This is a genomic window from Staphylococcus sp. HMSC034G07 (assembly GCF_001835975.1).
Lineage (GTDB): Bacteria > Bacillota > Bacilli > Staphylococcales > Staphylococcaceae > Staphylococcus > Staphylococcus ureilyticus.
The window spans coordinates 17,856-34,323 of the sequence record NZ_KV826584.1; the positions used below are offsets into that span (position 1 = coordinate 17,856).

Annotated in this window: 18 protein-coding genes and 1 riboswitch; of the genes, 3 read left to right on the plus strand and 15 right to left on the minus strand. The window is 33.1% G+C overall.

Translation table 11 applies throughout. From position 1 onward, the window contains the following. Positions 1–7 precede the first annotated feature (7 nt). Positions 8–301, minus strand: coding sequence for a copper-sensing transcriptional repressor CsoR (csoR, locus tag HMPREF2586_RS00380; protein ID WP_046207775.1), 294 nt, complete (start codon positions 299–301; stop codon positions 8–10). Positions 302–441: 140 nt separating this feature from the next. Here csoR and cls point away from each other — a divergent pair, with 140 nt between their 5' ends. Continuing rightward, positions 442–1,926 carry a cardiolipin synthase gene (cls, locus tag HMPREF2586_RS00385; RefSeq protein WP_070657373.1) on the plus strand — a complete coding sequence of 495 codons (1,485 nt, stop codon included), beginning with the start codon at positions 442–444 and terminating at the stop codon, positions 1,924–1,926. A 277-nt stretch (positions 1,927–2,203) separates the two neighbouring features. After that, the gene (locus tag HMPREF2586_RS00390) at positions 2,204–2,848 is read left to right on the plus strand and encodes an HD domain-containing protein (RefSeq protein ID WP_070657375.1); all 645 of its coding nucleotides are present in this window, start codon (positions 2,204–2,206) and stop codon (positions 2,846–2,848) included. Between the two features lie 198 nt (positions 2,849–3,046). On the opposite strand, the gene yidC is transcribed toward HMPREF2586_RS00390, so the two are convergent. The 7 genes from yidC to HMPREF2586_RS00425 form a co-directional block, all read right to left on the minus strand. Continuing rightward, positions 3,047–3,916: a membrane protein insertase YidC gene (gene yidC, locus HMPREF2586_RS00395; RefSeq protein WP_046207772.1), complete on the minus strand. Its 870-nt coding sequence runs from the start codon at positions 3,914–3,916 to the stop codon at positions 3,047–3,049. An 86-nt stretch (positions 3,917–4,002) separates the two neighbouring features. Further along, a complete protein-coding gene (thiE, locus tag HMPREF2586_RS00400) occupies positions 4,003–4,641 on the minus strand; it encodes a thiamine phosphate synthase (RefSeq protein ID WP_070657377.1) in 639 nt (212 codons plus the stop codon). A 2-nt stretch (positions 4,642–4,643) separates the two neighbouring features. Next, positions 4,644–5,423 carry a hydroxyethylthiazole kinase gene (gene thiM, locus HMPREF2586_RS00405; protein WP_070657416.1) on the minus strand — a complete coding sequence of 260 codons (780 nt, stop codon included), beginning with the start codon at positions 5,421–5,423 and terminating at the stop codon, positions 4,644–4,646. Next, positions 5,416–6,237, minus strand: a complete 822-nt coding sequence (thiD, locus tag HMPREF2586_RS00410) for a bifunctional hydroxymethylpyrimidine kinase/phosphomethylpyrimidine kinase (protein ID WP_070657379.1) — start codon at positions 6,235–6,237, stop codon at positions 5,416–5,418. Before thiD ends, thiM begins: the two co-directional genes overlap by 8 nt. Further along, positions 6,230–6,919: a thiaminase II gene (gene tenA / locus HMPREF2586_RS00415; RefSeq protein WP_070657381.1), complete on the minus strand. Its 690-nt coding sequence runs from the start codon at positions 6,917–6,919 to the stop codon at positions 6,230–6,232. Before tenA ends, thiD begins: the two co-directional genes overlap by 8 nt. Positions 6,920–6,998: 79 nt before the next feature. After that, a riboswitch (TPP riboswitch) is annotated at positions 6,999–7,096 on the minus strand. 304 nt (positions 7,097–7,400) lie between these two features. Further along, positions 7,401–8,102 carry a transglycosylase family protein gene (locus tag HMPREF2586_RS00420; RefSeq protein ID WP_046207768.1) on the minus strand — a complete coding sequence of 234 codons (702 nt, stop codon included), beginning with the start codon at positions 8,100–8,102 and terminating at the stop codon, positions 7,401–7,403. A 448-nt stretch (positions 8,103–8,550) separates the two neighbouring features. Continuing rightward, positions 8,551–8,970, minus strand: coding sequence for a single-stranded DNA-binding protein (locus HMPREF2586_RS00425; protein WP_046207767.1), 420 nt, complete (start codon positions 8,968–8,970; stop codon positions 8,551–8,553). A 189-nt stretch (positions 8,971–9,159) separates the two neighbouring features. On the opposite strand from HMPREF2586_RS00425, the gene HMPREF2586_RS00430 reads away from it, so the two are divergent. Continuing rightward, positions 9,160–9,600 (plus strand): YwpF-like family protein, encoded by a 441-nt coding sequence (locus HMPREF2586_RS00430; RefSeq protein WP_046207766.1) that lies wholly within the window; start codon positions 9,160–9,162, stop codon positions 9,598–9,600. Positions 9,601–9,649: 49 nt separating this feature from the next. On the opposite strand, the gene fabZ is transcribed toward HMPREF2586_RS00430, so the two are convergent. The 7 genes from fabZ to atpA form a co-directional block, all read right to left on the minus strand. Continuing rightward, the gene (fabZ, locus tag HMPREF2586_RS00435) at positions 9,650–10,087 is read right to left on the minus strand and encodes a 3-hydroxyacyl-ACP dehydratase FabZ (protein WP_046207765.1); all 438 of its coding nucleotides are present in this window, start codon (positions 10,085–10,087) and stop codon (positions 9,650–9,652) included. Positions 10,088–10,150: 63 nt separating this feature from the next. Beyond that, positions 10,151–11,416, minus strand: a complete 1,266-nt coding sequence (murA, locus tag HMPREF2586_RS00440; RefSeq protein ID WP_064209846.1) for a UDP-N-acetylglucosamine 1-carboxyvinyltransferase — start codon at positions 11,414–11,416, stop codon at positions 10,151–10,153. A gap of 101 nt (positions 11,417–11,517) precedes the next feature. After that, the gene (locus HMPREF2586_RS00445; RefSeq protein WP_046207763.1) at positions 11,518–11,751 is read right to left on the minus strand and encodes a DUF1146 family protein; all 234 of its coding nucleotides are present in this window, start codon (positions 11,749–11,751) and stop codon (positions 11,518–11,520) included. A 435-nt stretch (positions 11,752–12,186) separates the two neighbouring features. Continuing rightward, the gene (locus HMPREF2586_RS00450) at positions 12,187–12,591 is read right to left on the minus strand and encodes a F0F1 ATP synthase subunit epsilon (protein ID WP_019468303.1); all 405 of its coding nucleotides are present in this window, start codon (positions 12,589–12,591) and stop codon (positions 12,187–12,189) included. Between the two features lie 18 nt (positions 12,592–12,609). Beyond that, the gene (gene atpD / locus HMPREF2586_RS00455; RefSeq protein WP_019468302.1) at positions 12,610–14,022 is read right to left on the minus strand and encodes a F0F1 ATP synthase subunit beta; all 1,413 of its coding nucleotides are present in this window, start codon (positions 14,020–14,022) and stop codon (positions 12,610–12,612) included. A gap of 21 nt (positions 14,023–14,043) precedes the next feature. Continuing rightward, positions 14,044–14,910 (minus strand): ATP synthase F1 subunit gamma, encoded by an 867-nt coding sequence (gene atpG / locus HMPREF2586_RS00460; protein WP_070812584.1) that lies wholly within the window; start codon positions 14,908–14,910, stop codon positions 14,044–14,046. A gap of 30 nt (positions 14,911–14,940) precedes the next feature. Next, positions 14,941–16,455, minus strand: a complete 1,515-nt coding sequence (atpA, locus tag HMPREF2586_RS00465; protein ID WP_046207761.1) for a F0F1 ATP synthase subunit alpha — start codon at positions 16,453–16,455, stop codon at positions 14,941–14,943. Between the last annotated feature and the right edge of the window lie 13 nt (positions 16,456–16,468).

Here is a 16,468-nt window from a genome sequence, read left to right on the forward strand (position 1 = left end):
ACCTGTTCTAATCTTTCATTAACTTTTGGAAAGTTACCAACAACTCATCCATTGCTTCTTGTTGCTCACCTTGGTTCACTTTATCCATAATACAACTTTTCATATGGTGATCTAATAATTTCGTAGCAACACTATTAAGTGCTGATCTTGTCGCTCTAATTTGTGTAAGCACATCATCACAATATACATCTTCATCAATCATACGATTGATCGCTCTTACTTGTCCTTCAATGCGATTTAAACGAGATTTTAAATTTGATTTAATTTGTTCAGAATGATGCGCTTTTTGCATTTCTGCCATGATCCAACGCCCCCTCTTAATATATATTTATAATATACCCCTATCAGGTATTAGTCAAGTGATAAAAACGTGGTACCATGTTACAATGATGAAGAATTTATCAATTTTAAATTAATTGAATAGCAATTTGGAGGTTTAATATGATAGATATTTTTGCTATAACTTACAACCATACAAACGTCATCATTAATGTTATTCTGATTGGCGCATTTATATTAAACCTAATCTTTGCATTTACAATTATCTTTATGGAGCGACGATCTGCTGGTTCTGTTTGGGCATGGATATTGGTTTTGGGTCTTATACCTATTTTAGGTTTTATCGTGTATTTACTTTTTGGTCGCCAAATCCAACGCGAACATATCTTTAGTTTAGATGAAGAAGATAAAGTCGGCATTGAAATGATTGTAAATGAACAACTAGAAGCCTTGAAAAATGATGATTTTTCTAAAGGCAATCATCAAATCGTAAAATTTAAAGATATGGTTCAAATGTTATTGTATAATAATGCGGCTTTCTTAACTACTGATAATGATATAAGCATCTTTATAGACGGAAAAGAAAAGTTTGATGCACTTATTGAAGATATATATAATGCCAAAGATTATATACATATTCAATACTATATTTTCCGTAATGATTATCTAGGAAAACGAATATTAACTGCATTAGAACATAAGCTTGACGAAGGTGTCGAAGTAAAAATGCTTTATGACGATATGGGTTCTAGAGGTTTATCTATAAAAGACTTTAAAGCTTTTAGAAAAAAAGGTGGACTCGTTGAAGCATTCTTTCCATCTAAATTACCATTAATCAATTTGAGAATGAATAATCGAAATCATAGAAAAATTGTTGTTATCGATGGACATATTGGTTACGTAGGTGGATTTAATGTCGGTGATGAATATTTGGGACTTAAGAAAAAATTTGGGTACTGGAGAGATACACATCTCCGTATCGTTGGTGATGCTGTTAACGCTTTACAACTTCGTTTTATGCTTGACTGGAACTCACACTCAACACGTGATAATTTAAGATATGAAGAACGTTATTTTCCAGACGTAGATTCAGGTGGTACGACGGGTGTGCAAATTGCTTCTAGTGGTCCTGATGAAACGTGGGAACAAATAAAATACGGTTATTTAAAAATGATTGCTTCAGCAAAGCATTCCATTTATATACAATCGCCTTATTTTATTCCCGATCAAGCATTTTTAGATGCTGTTAAAATTGCTTCTTTAGGTGGCGTGAACGTAAATATCATGATACCTAATAAACCGGATCATCCTTTTGTTTATTGGGCAACATACAATAACGTTGCTTCTTTATTAGATGCTGGTGTGAATATCTTTCACTACAATAATGGTTTCTTACACTCTAAAACACTCGTCATTGATGATGAAGTTTCCAGTGTTGGAACAACAAATATGGATCACCGCAGCTTCACATTAAACTTTGAGATAAATGCATTTATCTATGACCCACATATTGCTAAAGCTTTAAGAATGGCTTTTGAAAAAGATTTAAATGTCTCTTATAGATTAACTAAAGCACTATATGAACAGAGAAGTTTATGGGTCAAATTTAAAGAAGGCATTTCAAGATTATTATCTCCGATTTTATAGAATCATTAGCAGTCCGAGACTTATCATATGTCTCGGACATTTTTAATCTTAGTAATTATAAACAACCGAATTAAAAAGTGTATTTCTATGCTTGTAAAAGCTTAAAGTATATACATGTTGTTTGTCACTCTAGTAAAAACACTTAATACTTTCATCTTAGAAAGATTGTTGATCACCCACTATTTAAACACATCAATGTATTATTTATAATTTTATAACAATTAAATCTCAATTAATAATTTAGTTTAGTTTTTTGTCAAAATGGAGGCAACTTGATATGACTAATGAAGATATACTCACTAAAGCGCAAAACTACATGAAACTTTTTCATAAAGATGATACAACCGGGCACGATATTGCACATATACAACGCGTAACAAGATTAGCAGAATATATTGCTAACAATGAACAACAAGGTCATTTACTCACCATACAATTAGCAAGTATTTTACACGATACTATCGATAGCAAACTTACAAATACTAAAGAAGCAAAAGTAAAGTTAGCACAATTCCTCAATGGTTTGGAACTTGATCTCGTAATACAACAAGATGTGTTACATATTATTGAACATATCAGTTATAAAAATGGTAAAAATAATCATGTTAAATTATCGATTGAAGGACAAATTGTTCGTGATGCTGATCGTTTAGATGCGATTGGTGCAATTGGTATAGCACGCACATTTCAATTTGCAGGTCATTTTGGTGAACCTATGTGGATTGACCAACAATCCAATAATATAAAAAAATCTAATCAATCATATTTTGATTGGAAACCTTCTGCAATAAAACACTTTTATGAAAAATTATTTAAACTTAAATCACTCATGCACACTCAAACAGCAAAAAATTTAGCGCAACAACGACATGAATTTATGAAAAATTATGTAGATACTTTTTTCAAAGAATGGTATTTTTAAAAATTCAAGTATGTTTGTTCCAGACTTTGTAGACCATCTTTATATATTGGATAGCTACGTCACTTTCGAAACTAAGATACATTTATTTTAAATATAAAAAATAGAAGCACTTGAGATAATCATCTCAAGTGCTTCTAAACTTTATACCTGCTATATATTATGTACCAGGTCTACCATTTAAATTAATGATGTAATGCATTATTTCTTTTTAGATTTCTTAGGTGCTACTTGAGTGTTTTTACCTTTGCTAGCTTTTTCAGAATTATTATTCTTCATTGCTTCAATCATTGGAGCAACTTCTTTTTTAGCAAGATTAGAATAATACATGTTGGCAACTTGAGTTTGTACAATCAAGAATGCCGCACTGACTGACCAATAAAGACCTAATGCTGACGCAGAACTTAAAGAAATCCAAACAATCATAATTGGAGAAATAATCATCATCATATAACCCATTTGACGTTGTTCATTTGGCATACTCTTACTTGATACAAAAGCTTGTAAGAAGTATAAAATACCAGCGATAACAGTAATCCAAATATCAGGTTGAGACAAGTTAAACCAAAGGAAATTTGGGTGTTCCGTAAATCCACCACTTGACGGGTATTTCAATACGAAGAATAAGCCCATAATGATTGGCATTTGAATTAAGATTGGTAAACAACCTAACATGCTCTTCATTGGATTCATATCGTATTTTTTATATACTTCCATCATTTCTTGGTTTGCAGCCATTTTTTCTTCTTGCGTTCTAGAACGCTTAACTTTTTCTTGAACTGCATCAATATCCGGTTTTGCAACCTTCATTTTTTCTCGCATCATATGACTATTTTTATAGTTTGATAACATGAAAGGCAATAATACAACACGTATTGCCAATACAAGTACTACTATTGCTAAACCATAATCATTGTTGAAACTTGTTCCCAACCAATGAATTAACTTGTCCATTGGTTCTACAAACGTATTAAAGAAAAATCCATCTCTATTTTCAGGTTTAGAGTAGTCACAGCCTGCTAAAAGGACCATTACACCTAATAATAAAGGTAGTAGCGCTTTCTTTTTCATTTTTCCACCTCTAATGATATATTCACATAAAATTTATTTTATCATACTCAAAGGAAAGTAGAAAACAAAAAAAGAAATTTTCCGCATTATTCAACAGTTTGTAAAAATTGTTGTACAGTTTCTTGGATATTTGAACTTTTCGAGATTGCTGAAATAATTGATAATCCATCTGCACCATGATTCATAATGATTTGAGCATTTTTTGTATTAATACCTCCAATTGCAACGATTGGAAAATCTTGAACTTTAGTTCTTAATGTTTGAATCATTCCTGGGCCCACTGGAGCTTTAGCATCTGATTTTGAGCCCGTATGATACATCGGTCCAACACCGATATAATCAACATTGGTTAAGTCCGAAACTTGATATTCTTCTAAATCACTTACACTAAGACCTATTATTTTATCAATAAATGTACTGGCAAATGCATCAATATTGGCATCATTTTGTCCTACATGTATTCCATCAGCATCTATTGCTTTTGCTAAGTCTACATCATCATTAACAATAAAAGGAACATGATAACTTTTACATAAAGATAATAATTTTTGTGCAAGTTCAATTTTGGCATTTCCTGTTAATGAACCGTCCCCTTTTTCTCGAAATTGGAACATTGTAATTCCTGATTCTAAAGCTTCAGTCACAACATCTATGATTGATGTTTGTTTTGGTATATCTTGTGTACCACAAATAAAATATAGCTTTAAATACGCTTTGTTAAACATAGTTACACCTCTTGCTTATTTTGATATTGTATATCAGTTTCAAAGGTCATATTATACAATGCATTTAACAATTCTACTTTAAAACTACCAGGTCCTGCTGAAATTTGTTCAGCTTTTTCTGCAGCGATATTATATAGAGAGACCGCTTCTATTAACGCATTTATAGAAGGAGTTTCTGAGTCAACAAAACTTGCTACTATTGCTCCTAATAAGCAACCAGCACCAGTTATTCTTGCCAACAATGGAGATCCGTTAGATAGTTTAAATATGCGTTCATTCTGAGCAATAACATCCTCTTTGCCAGTTATGACAATCGACGTATTAAAGTGTTTGCGTGCTTCTTTTGCAATTGATACTGAATCTAAACTACTATCGCTGTCAGTTCCCTTCATTTTAGTATCGCTATTAATTAACGTTAAAATTTCAGAAGCATTTCCTTTAATAACAGTAACTTTTATTTCATTGAGAAACTTTTTGCAAAAATCTTTGCGGTATTGTGAAGCACCTACAGCAACAGGATCAAATATAATCGGTTTGCCAAGATGATTCGCTGTTTTAGCGATTTTTAAAATATCTTGTTCTCTTTCTTTTGTTAACGTACCAATATTTATTAACAAAGCGTTTGCAGCTGTCAGCATATCATGTGCTTCTTCAGGCGCCTCACTCATTGCTGGACTAGCACCAAGACTTAACAAACCATTTGCAGTAAAATTTTTAACTACATCATTTGTATAACAAATGACAAGCGGTTGATCCGCCCTTAATTTTTCTAAATTATTCATCATCTAAACCAACTTCCTTCATATATGCAAAATGGTTTACTGGACCTCTACCTAAACCAATTTCTGGTGTATGTTTAATACTAAGTGAAATAAATTTCTTCGCTTTTTGAACTGCATCGAACATCGATTTACCTTTTGCTAACTCTGCAGTAATAACAGCTGAAAAAGTACATCCTGTACCATGTGTATGTTTTGTATCATATCTAGGTTCTTCAAAGGTAAACAAATCATCTTGTGTAAATAAATAATCTATAGCTGTATTTTTATCACTTGAATGTCCCCCTTTTATAACAACACCCTTGCTACCAATTTCATTGATAAATATATTGCCAGCTTGATAAATCGACTGTTGGTCATTAATTGTAATACCTGTAATTTCTTCAGCTTCTGGTAAGTTAGGCGTCGCTATTGTAGCGTAAGGCAATAAAATATTTTGTAAGTTTGCTTTAGCATCATCATCCATCAAAGAATCACCACTTTTTGCTAACATAACTGGATCGATAACATATGGAATATTGTCGTATTTTTTTAAATACATTTGAATAATCTCCATCATTTCTTTAGATGCAATCATCCCAGTTTTCAAAGCATGTGGTAGTTCATCTGAAAATACACTTTCCATTTGCTCTTCTAACCAATGTGAATTTAGATTATGAATATGTTGTACGCCTTTAGTATTTTGAGCCACAATGCTTGTTATTGCAGCCATACCATATACACCACATGCATGGAATGATTTTAAATCTGCCATGACACCTGCACCACCGGTAGGATCTGTTCCAGCAATCGTTAACGCAATCTTAGGTTTATTCATTATTTTGACCTCCGTATAACCAATTTTCTTGTATATATGCCATATTAAAGAAATTTCGTTCATGTATCGTACTTTGTAAGAAACAAGATTTTATTGCTTCTTTTTCTTCAACTGCAAGATTTTGCGTTAATCGGTCCATTAATTCATCAAAAATATTTACCAATTCATCCATTTCCGTACTATAAAATTCAAACCATTTTGATAAAATTGAGTCTTTATTTAATGCACTGTCTTTCAACGCTTCTTTAGCAATCACTTGATACACATATGGACAAGGTGCCATTGCTGCAATTGTATATGCAGCATTTTCTTTTGAATAGGCATTGAAATACATATGTTTGATATAATGATCTCCACTTGGTGGCCAAACTTTTTCTTGAACGATTTCACTATAGTTTTGTTGTACATATGTTGCTAAGATTTCGTGTGCTTCTACTTCACCATCAACTATAAATTGTATTTGTTCTACTAAAAATTGAACCTCTTCCAATCTACTCATTTTTGGTATTAACAATGCATATATATTTGCAAATTCTTTTAAATAAGAAGCATCTGCTCTCAAATAAAATTTCAAAGCCTCTTCAGAAATCGTACCATGCAACATTTCTTGGATAAATGGATCATTATAGATATCCTCAATAATTGGTTGTGAAGCTTTTTTTAATTCCTGTGAAAATAACAAATTTAGCCCTCCTAATTAAAAAAACTACATCCCACGTAGGAATGTAGTTTATTAATATATATTAGAGCAATTTCCCAAATATTAATGTATGCTACTTTCCTACGTTGGTCTTAACCAAATCAGGTTATAAGGGTCTGAATTTCTCATCTCAGCCATAAGGCTCCCCTAGTAGTTTCTTTATTATGTATTTATATAAAACATATCAAAGTACATCAACTATTGCAATAAAATGGTTTATATAAACCTTCTAGTAATACAAAAACCTTTAATATGATTGTACTCCCAACAGTTATCAACTAAGTTAAATGTACTTATAATTAGCTTTATATACTCTAGATGCACATTATTTATAAGAAAAAATATGCAGGACTTTGGCTATCGTTCATGCATAATTACCACTAACTTAATATAACAATAAAAAGCTGAGACAATTAAATTGTCTCAGCTTTTCCAAAAATAAACTTTATTGTATTTTGTTATATTATGCTGTAACCCATTGTGAAGGGCCAACTTCATCATATAATTTTTGAGCTGCTGCATCTTGAACTGCTTCTGGTGCGTTAGCAGCTGGTTGACCTTGATATTCAGCTGGAGCTACTGAATCCCATGTACTTTGTAAGAATTGGAACTTACCTGAAGCACCTGATGATGGGTTTGTAGCATGAATATCGCCACCTGATTCACGTTGTGCAATTTGTTGTAAGTGTGCATTCACACCTGATGAGCTAGTTGAAGCTTCATTTGAGCTTGATGATTGAGTTGAAGCTTTTGTAGTTGCTTCTTGTTGTGGTTGTTGTGTTTGTTCAGTTTGTGGAGCAGCTTGTTGAGCTGGTTGCTCAGTTTGTACTTCTTGTGCTGGTTGTTCAGTTTGTGCTTGTTGAGGTTGTTCAACAGAAGTTGTTTGTTCTGATGATACATCTTCACTAGAACCTCCACCAAAACTCCATGACCATGTTTGGCCATCTGATTCAAAATTATAATTTGTACCATTATAATTAAAGTTATAGTTATATGCACCCTCTTGTACAGGTGATGCATTTAATTGTTCTGGATTAGATTGTGCTAAGTTTGCTAATTCTGCTTTGTCAACACCTTGTTCAGCTGCGTCTGCTGAGTTTCCTGCTGCAAATCCTGTTACGCCTAAGCCTACTGCTAATGTTGAAGCTAATACTGTTTTTTTCATTTTTAAAAATTCCTCCTATAAGGTAAATAATTTTTTTCGTTATGATTAATTTGCAAGTACAACTATAACATCTTAAAAACAGTAGTAGGTTACAGCCAAATAAAAAAGTACACCTTTTCTTTACATGGTGATTACATTTATAAAATAGAATATAAGCATCATCAACTATGTTGAAAACTGCTATGAAAGTTTATGTGACTATTTAACAAATATAGTGAGTGTAATAAAATTGTAATTTATCAGATTATTCTGTATTATTTCGAGATAAATTTCTACCTTCTTATAAAAGTACATTTTCCTATAAAGTATGTATTTTAGCTATTCCTATTGTCTATTGTTAATTTAATAGACAATAAGAATAGCCTGATAGAAGTATAATTAAATAGTAGGATTAAATATATTAGATTTGATGGGTTAAATTAACGGGGAGTTGGGAGTGCTTGAAATATTATACAATTTCATAAATTTCGTTTTCTTCAAAATCAAATTGACTTATAAGATCTGGGTTTTGATCTATTGGAAGTGGATCAAAAAGTGTTTCATCTTCATTTTTAGAACGTGGGGACATAAATTTAATAGTTTCAATAAAAATTTCTGATACAAAATGCATCTGTCCTTCTTTTTCAAATTTTCTCGATTGCATTTGTCCAGTTATACCAACCAATGAACCTTGATTGATATATTTTTCGACATTATTAGCAATTTTTCCGAATGCCTTACAAAATAAATAATCACAAATAACTTTTTGATTTTTATCTTTATAATTTCTTGAGACGGCTACGCAAAATGTAGCTAGTTTATTACCTTCCTTCTCATAAATTTTAGGGTCCTTTGTTAGTCTCCCTACAATGACAATACTGTTAATCATATGTCACCTCCTCTATAAGTAAATCATAAAAAATTCACATGATTCCGTCAAAATACAGTTTTTATAATTTCAAAAAGTAAATGACTACAAAATTCTACTTTTTTCACCTTTATCATAGAAAATTACGTTATAATGATAATATAAATACATTTTATGTAGAGTTTAAATTAATTAAATGGATGTGAGACGATGAAAACATTTAAAGCCGTTCGATTTCAAATCGTATCAGAAAATGGTGGCTTAACTGAGTACGAATTAGAAGATGGTGTCATCATCAATAAGGAAAACAGTGGCACTGGCTGGTTGCTTGAAATCGTCATTTCAGATTATCATTATGAAACTATGAAAACATATATGGATAACGAAACATTATTAGACATACGTGTCGTTATCACTAGACCTGCTAACGATCCAGCTTTATTTGATGCAACCATTAAACATATCATTCAATTAGAAAATACAATTTCTGTTGTTTGTGAATGTCACATTTACACATTAAGACAAGTTTATGCTGAAAGTTTGTTAGAACAATTAATAGATGAAGGTTTATCTGGTGAAGACTTGAAGAAATCCTTTAATAGAATGATGCAATCTAAACCAAGACTGAAGGATGAAAAAGTAGATAAATAAAAAATAGTGTTACAGCCCGTTTTAAACAGTCTGTAACACTATTTTTTTATTATTTGTCTTGTAAAGCAAATGTTAACTCACAACTACATGCTAACTGTCCATCTACTGTTGCCTTAGCACTACCTTTACCAATAGGGCCTCTGAGCTTCGTGATTTCAACTTCTAAGCGCAAAGTATCTCCAGGTGTTACTTGTTTTTTAAAACGACATTTATCGATACCAGCAAATAGTGCAAGTTTTCCCTTGTTTGCTTCGCTATTTAACATAGCGACTGCACCTGTTTGTGCTAAAGCTTCAGTAATTAATACGCCAGGCATTACTGCATATTCTGGAAAATGACCTTGAAAGAATGGTTCATTACCTGAAACTTGTTTAATTGCTACACATCGTTGACCTTCATCGTATTCTACAACACGATCAATCAATAAAAATGGTTGCCTATGTGGAATAATCTCTTTTATTTGGTTGTAGTCAAAAATTGTTTCCATAATTTGCTTCCTCCAACTTTACTTCTCTCTGTTTCCAATTTATTAATATAATATATTATAACATTAATCTTGTATTCTTTTGATGTCAGCACCTAATGCCTTTAATTTACCATGCAAATCAACATACCCTCTGTCTAAATGCTTTAGTTCAGTAACATATGTTGTTCCTTCAGCTACTAGTCCCGCTAAAATAAGTGCTGCTGCTGCACGTAAATCCGTTGCTTTTACTTGAGCGCCTTGAAGTTGACTTTTACCTTCAATTTTTGCACTTCTTCCTTCAACAGTGATTTTAGCATTCATTCTTTTAAATTCACCGACATGCATGAATCGATTTTCAAACACAGTTTCCGTTACTACTTTATGTCCATTTGCAGTTAATAATAACGCCATCATTTGTGATTGCATGTCTGTAGGAAAACCAGGATGTGGAAGTGTTTTGATATCTACCGGTTTCAATTCGTTTTCAGCACTTACACGAATAGCATCATCAAGGTATTCTAGATTAACTCCCATTTCTTCTAATTTATAAACTAGACTCGTCATATGTTCTTTGATTGCACCGTTAACTAAAACATTTCCTCTTGTAATTGCACCTGCAATTAATAATGTACCTGCTTCAATTCTATCAGGTATAATTGAATGCTCGACGCCATACAAGGCTTCAACACCTTCAATCGTAATGGTGTCAGTACCAGCACCTAACACATTTCCGCCCATTTCATTAATATAATTTGCTAAATCAACAATTTCTGGTTCACGTGCGACGTTTTCTAAAACAGTTTTACCTTCAGCTAATGAAGCAGCCATGATAATATTTTGAGTCGCACCTACGCTTGGAAAATCTAAGTGAATCGTTGTACCTTTCAATCCGTTAGTAGTGTTTGCGTATATAAAACCACCATCCATATGGATTTCAGCACCTAGTTCTTCAAAACCTTTAATATGCTGTTCTATCGGTCTTGAACCAATTGCACAACCACCCGGTAAAGCAACTTTGGCATGACCTAATCGTGCTAGTAAAGGTCCCATTACAAGTATACTTGCTCTCATTTTACTTACATATTCATATGGTGCTTCTTCATTTAATTGTTTTGTTGCATCTACTGTAACTTCTTCTTGTTCTTTATTATAAGAGACCTCAGCATTTAATGTAGATATTACATTATTAATTGTTTCTACATCACTAAGTGCTGGTACATTTTTTAATTTGCTCACGCCTTTTGATGCTAATAGTGATGCTGTTAATACTGGTAATACTGCGTTTTTTGCACCCGAAACTTTCACTTCACCAGTTAATTTTTTACCACCATTAATTTCTATCTTATCCATCTTAAATCCTCCACTTAACTACTTATATATTGCCTAAAATTTTTATTCAAACTTACTATTAAATTATATCGATAATCATACGTAATATACAATTATTTGAATTATTGTACCAAATATTTTATTTGTGTAGAAAATTGTAATAAATCTACAATAAAATTACTGACCGAAGTTCCAATTAATATTGCTAAAAATATCATACAAATTTGAACTTGTACTGGAAAACCTTTTTTAAAAAATTGCTCTAATCTCACTGCATTCAATGCCCAATAAGCAATACAAATACAAAGGACATGTAGTATGAGATGTACAATTGAAAATTGTCCTAAATATTCCATAAGCCATTCTCCTTGATAAACACTATTTATATATTTTACACGAAACACTAAACAAAAGATACTTAATAATTAGATTACTGACTTTTAAATAATAAGCGTCAATTTAATATTATTTTCCCATTATATATATCATGTATGCATAACTATTAAAATTAAATATTTTTACTTACTTTACTTCTAAACGATTAAAAGTATATGTGAAAGTAAAACTTTTACTTTTTTTTATTCATACTACACTCTTAAATCTTTGGTACATTATTATAATTCACTTGTGATTTAAGAAAGTTACTATAATCCATGTTTTGAATTAATGTTTCATTGCTAAATTAACGCTAAAAATTTAATTTTGACATGTTTAATTAGAAAAGAAAAAGTCGACAAAGTAAAAACTTTGTCGACTTTTTTAGATATTCGTCATAGTATATCTTTTATTCATTATTGTAATTGAGCGACACGAAGACGGTTATTAGCACGATCTAATGCGCGTTTGGCTCTATTTATGTCACTGCTATCTTCTTCATTGTTTAAATGAGATTCTGCTCTTGACTTAGCTAATTCTGCTCTAGCAACATCAATTTCATTCGCAGGCTCTGCAGTTTGAACAATGATTGATAATTTATCTTGTCTTACTTCAACAAAACCTTCACTCACTGCAATATATTCTGAACCACCGTCAAAATTAATTTTGGCATAGCCAATTTCAAGTGCTGCAACTGTTGGAATATGTCCATACATGACACCGATTTCTCCAGCAGTAGTTTGTAAAACTGCCAGAGTGACATCTTCTCGGTCGTAAACAGAACCATTAGGAGTGACAATATTTAGGCTTAATGTATTCATTATCCATACCTCCTAATTTTAAACTTCAACACCCATATCTTTAGCTTTTTCAATTACTTCATCCATGCTTCCAACTAGACGGAATGCATCTTCTGGAATATGATCGTAATCACCATTTAATATTGCTTTGAAGCCTTCTACTGTTTTTTGAACAGACACATAAGATCCTTTTTGCCCAGTAAATTGTTCAGCTACGTGGAAGTTTTGAGATAAGAAGAACTGAATACGACGCGCACGTTCTACAGTTTGTTTATCCTCTTCCGAAAGTTCATCCATACCTAAAATAGCAATAATATCTTGTAATTCTCTATATTTTTGTAAAGTAGATTGTACCTCACGTGCTACTTCATAATGTTCTTGACCAACAATTGATGGATCAAGGGCTCTAGAAGTAGATGCTAATGGGTCAACTGCAGGATAAATACCCATTTCAGTTAATTTACGCTCTAAGTTTGTAGTTGAATCTAAGTGCGCAAATACTGCAGCTGGTGCTGGGTCGGTATAATCATCGGCTGGCACGAATACTGCTTGAATTGACGTTACAGATCCTTTAGTTGTAGAAGTAATACGTTCTTGTAATTGTCCCATTTCCGTTGCTAATGTAGGTTGATAACCAACGGCTGAAGGCATACGTCCTAATAGTGCAGAAACTTCTGAACCGGCTTGCGTAAATCTAAAGATGTTATCGATGAATAGTAGAACATCTTGTCCTTGTTCATCACGGAAATACTCAGCCATAGTTAAACCAGAAAGTGCTACACGCATACGAGCACCAGGTGGTTCGTTCATTTGTCCAAAAACCATCGCTGTCTTTTTAATAACACCACTATCACTCATTTCAAAGTATAGGTCATTACCTTCACGAGTACGTTCACCTACACCAGCGAACACTGATATACCACCGTGTTCTTGAGCGATATTATTGATCAATTCTTGGATTAATACAGTTTTACCAACACCTGCACCGCCGAATAATCCAACTTTACCACCTTTAATATAAGGTGCTAATAAATCAATAACTTTGATACCTGTTTCTAATATTTCAACTTTCGTAGATAATTGATCAAATGCAGGTGCTTCTCTATGAATTGGATCACGACGTACTGAGTCATCTATGTCTTCATCTAAGTCTATCGTATCACCTAATACATTAAACACTCTACCTAACGTTTCATTACCAACTGGAACGCTAATGCTGTTTCCGCTGTCTCTTACTTCTGTACCACGTTTAACACCATCAGTTGAATCCATTGCGATTGTACGTACTACGTCATCGCCAAGTTGTAATGCAACTTCTAACGTTAATTCAACAGTACCTTCTTCTCTTTCTATATCGAGAACTAAGGCATTATTAATTTCTGGAACTTCATTGTGCTCAAAGCGAACATCAATTACTGGACCCATAACTTGTGTTACACGGCCTAATCCCATGCTATTTTCCTCCTTTAATCATTATTCAAGTGCAACTGCGCCACCAACAATTTCAGTAATTTGTTGAGTGATTGCTGCTTGTCTCGCTCTGTTATATTCGATAGATAAATCATCAATGATATCTGTCGCATTATCAGATGCATTTTTCATAGCCGTCATACGTGTTGCATGTTCACTTGCTTTTGCATCTAAAATCGTTCCATATATTAAACTTTCAACATATTGAGGTAAAATGACACTTAAAATTGCTTCTTTGTCTGGTTCAAATTCATATGAAGACATTTGACCATGTCCTAAGCTTGAATCTTCTGGAGACAATGGAAGCACAGTTTTCATCGACAGTGTATTTTCTAAAACACTGACGAAATGACTGTAATAAATTTTCACCTCATCCACAATCTCATCGTTATACAAATCTATTGCTTTTTTAGCAATTGCTTGTATTTCTTTAAATGAAGGTTGATCAGGAACTTCTGTTAAAGAATCATGAATGTCATATCCTTTATTTTTAAGAAAATCAACACCTGTTTGGCCTAAAACTAAGATGGAATATTCATCACTACTACTATGTTTGCGTTCAATATCTTTCATTAGATGTTTCAACACATTCGCATTGTATGCACCCGCAAGGCCTTGGTCACTAGTAATTACGATATAACCACTTTTCTTCACTTCTCGTTGTTGTAACATTGGGTGATGTGAATTTTTGTCCGCTCCAGCAACAGCTGTAATTGCATCTTGCATTTTAACCATATATGGTCTGAACTGATTCGTATTTTTTTCAGCACGACGCAATTTCGAACTAGAAACCATGTTCATTGCTTTCGTAATCTGTTTCATCTTTTTTGTTGATTTTATTCGTGTATCGATTTCTTTAAGAGATGCCATTATCTCACCACCTTTTATCTACATTAACTATTATGCTTCTTCTGATTTGCTAAAACTCTTCTTGAATTCATTAATCGCTGATTCAAATGATTCATCATTAGGTAAAGCACCCGTCGTTTTGATTTCATTTAATAAATCAGATGCATTCGATTTAGCCCATTGATTCAACTCGTCTTCAAAACGTGTGATATCAACTACAGGGATATCATCCAAATGTCCTTTTGTTAAAGCATAAATAATTAAAACTTGATTTTCTACAGGTAGTGGTTTGTTTTTATCTTGTTTTAATATTTCAACTGTACGTTTACCACGTTCTAATTTTTTAGCAGTAAATTCATCTAAATCAGATCCAAATTGCGCGAATGATTCTAATTCACGATATGATGCTAAATCTAGACGTAAAGTTCCAGCAACCTTTTTCATTGCTTTAATTTGCGCAGAACCACCGACACGTGATACTGATTGACCTGCATTAATCGCTGGTCTTACACCAGAGAAGAACAAGTCAGATTGCAAGAATATTTGTCCATCAGTAATAGAAATTACGTTTGTCGGAACGTAAGCGGCAATGTCGCCTGCTTGTGTCTCAATAATAGGTAATGCTGTGATTGAACCGCCACCTAAATCATCATTTAGTTTAGCCGCCCTCTCTAATAATCTACTATGTAAGTAGAATACATCACCAGGATAAGCTTCACGGCCTGGAGGTCTACGTAATAATAATGATAGTTCACGATAAGCTGCTGCTTGTTTTGTTAAATCATCATAAACGATTAAAACATCTTTGCCAGCAAACATGAATTCTTCAGCCATTGCTACACCAGAATATGGCGCGATATAAAGCATAGGCGCTGGATCTGCTGCTGAAGCAGAAACAATAATTGTATAATCTAATGCACCTTCTTGACGTAATTTTTCAACATTTGCACGTACAGTTGAATCTTTTTGTCCGATAGCAACGTATATACAGATCGTATCTTGATCTCTTTGGTTCAAAATCGTATCAATGGCAACCGTCGTTTTACCTGTTTGACGGTCTCCGATGATTAATTCACGCTGTCCACGGCCGATTGGTACAAGCGCGTCAATTGCTTTTATACCAGTTTGTAATGGTTCATCTACAGATTTACGATCCATTACACCAGTTGCTTTCTTCTCTACAGGACGTGTTTTTGTAGTATTGACTGGTCCTTGACCATCAATTGCTTGTCCTAATGGGTTAACGACACGACCAAGTAACTCCTCACCAACTGGAACTTCCATGATACGTCCAGTTCGTTTTACTTCGTCTCCCTCTTTAATATCCGTGTAAGGCCCTAAAATTACTACACCGACATTGGATTCTTCTAAGTTTTGTGCTAAACCTAGAACGCCGTTATTAAATTCAATAAGCTCACCAGCCATAACGTCATTTAATCCGTGGATTAAAGCGATACCATCACCAATTTGCAGAACTGTACCTACATCAGTAACAGCCATTTCTGACTCATAATTTTCTATTTGTGAGCGAAGTAATGCACTGATTTCTTCAGCTTTAATGGCCATCTATGTCACTCCT

What these genes read in the sequence shown, in the direction of transcription:
- HMPREF2586_RS00450 (WP_019468303.1), bottom strand. Translation starts at nt 12,591, where the DNA reads ATGAATACATTAAGCCTAAATATTGTCACTCCTAATGGTTCTGTTTAC.
- HMPREF2586_RS00390 (WP_070657375.1), top strand. Translation starts at nt 2,204, where the DNA reads ATGACTAATGAAGATATACTCACTAAAGCGCAAAACTACATGAAACTT.
- csoR (WP_046207775.1), bottom strand. Translation starts at nt 301, where the DNA reads ATGGCAGAAATGCAAAAAGCGCATCATTCTGAACAAATTAAATCAAAT.
- atpD (WP_019468302.1), bottom strand. Translation starts at nt 14,022, where the DNA reads ATGGGATTAGGCCGTGTAACACAAGTTATGGGTCCAGTAATTGATGTT.
- yidC (WP_046207772.1), bottom strand. Translation starts at nt 3,916, where the DNA reads ATGAAAAAGAAAGCGCTACTACCTTTATTATTAGGTGTAATGGTCCTT.
- HMPREF2586_RS00420 (WP_046207768.1), bottom strand. Translation starts at nt 8,102, where the DNA reads ATGAAAAAAACAGTATTAGCTTCAACATTAGCAGTAGGCTTAGGCGTA.
- murA (WP_064209846.1), bottom strand. Translation starts at nt 11,416, where the DNA reads ATGGATAAGATAGAAATTAATGGTGGTAAAAAATTAACTGGTGAAGTG.
- HMPREF2586_RS00445 (WP_046207763.1), bottom strand. Translation starts at nt 11,751, where the DNA reads ATGGAATATTTAGGACAATTTTCAATTGTACATCTCATACTACATGTC.
- cls (WP_070657373.1), top strand. Translation starts at nt 442, where the DNA reads ATGATAGATATTTTTGCTATAACTTACAACCATACAAACGTCATCATT.
- HMPREF2586_RS00425 (WP_046207767.1), bottom strand. Translation starts at nt 8,970, where the DNA reads ATGATTAACAGTATTGTCATTGTAGGGAGACTAACAAAGGACCCTAAA.
- thiE (WP_070657377.1), bottom strand. Translation starts at nt 4,641, where the DNA reads ATGTTTAACAAAGCGTATTTAAAGCTATATTTTATTTGTGGTACACAA.
- HMPREF2586_RS00430 (WP_046207766.1), top strand. Translation starts at nt 9,160, where the DNA reads ATGAAAACATTTAAAGCCGTTCGATTTCAAATCGTATCAGAAAATGGT.
- atpA (WP_046207761.1), bottom strand. Translation starts at nt 16,455, where the DNA reads ATGGCCATTAAAGCTGAAGAAATCAGTGCATTACTTCGCTCACAAATA.
- fabZ (WP_046207765.1), bottom strand. Translation starts at nt 10,087, where the DNA reads ATGGAAACAATTTTTGACTACAACCAAATAAAAGAGATTATTCCACAT.
- atpG (WP_070812584.1), bottom strand. Translation starts at nt 14,910, where the DNA reads ATGGCATCTCTTAAAGAAATCGATACACGAATAAAATCAACAAAAAAG.
- thiD (WP_070657379.1), bottom strand. Translation starts at nt 6,237, where the DNA reads ATGAATAAACCTAAGATTGCGTTAACGATTGCTGGAACAGATCCTACC.
- thiM (WP_070657416.1), bottom strand. Translation starts at nt 5,423, where the DNA reads ATGAATAATTTAGAAAAATTAAGGGCGGATCAACCGCTTGTCATTTGT.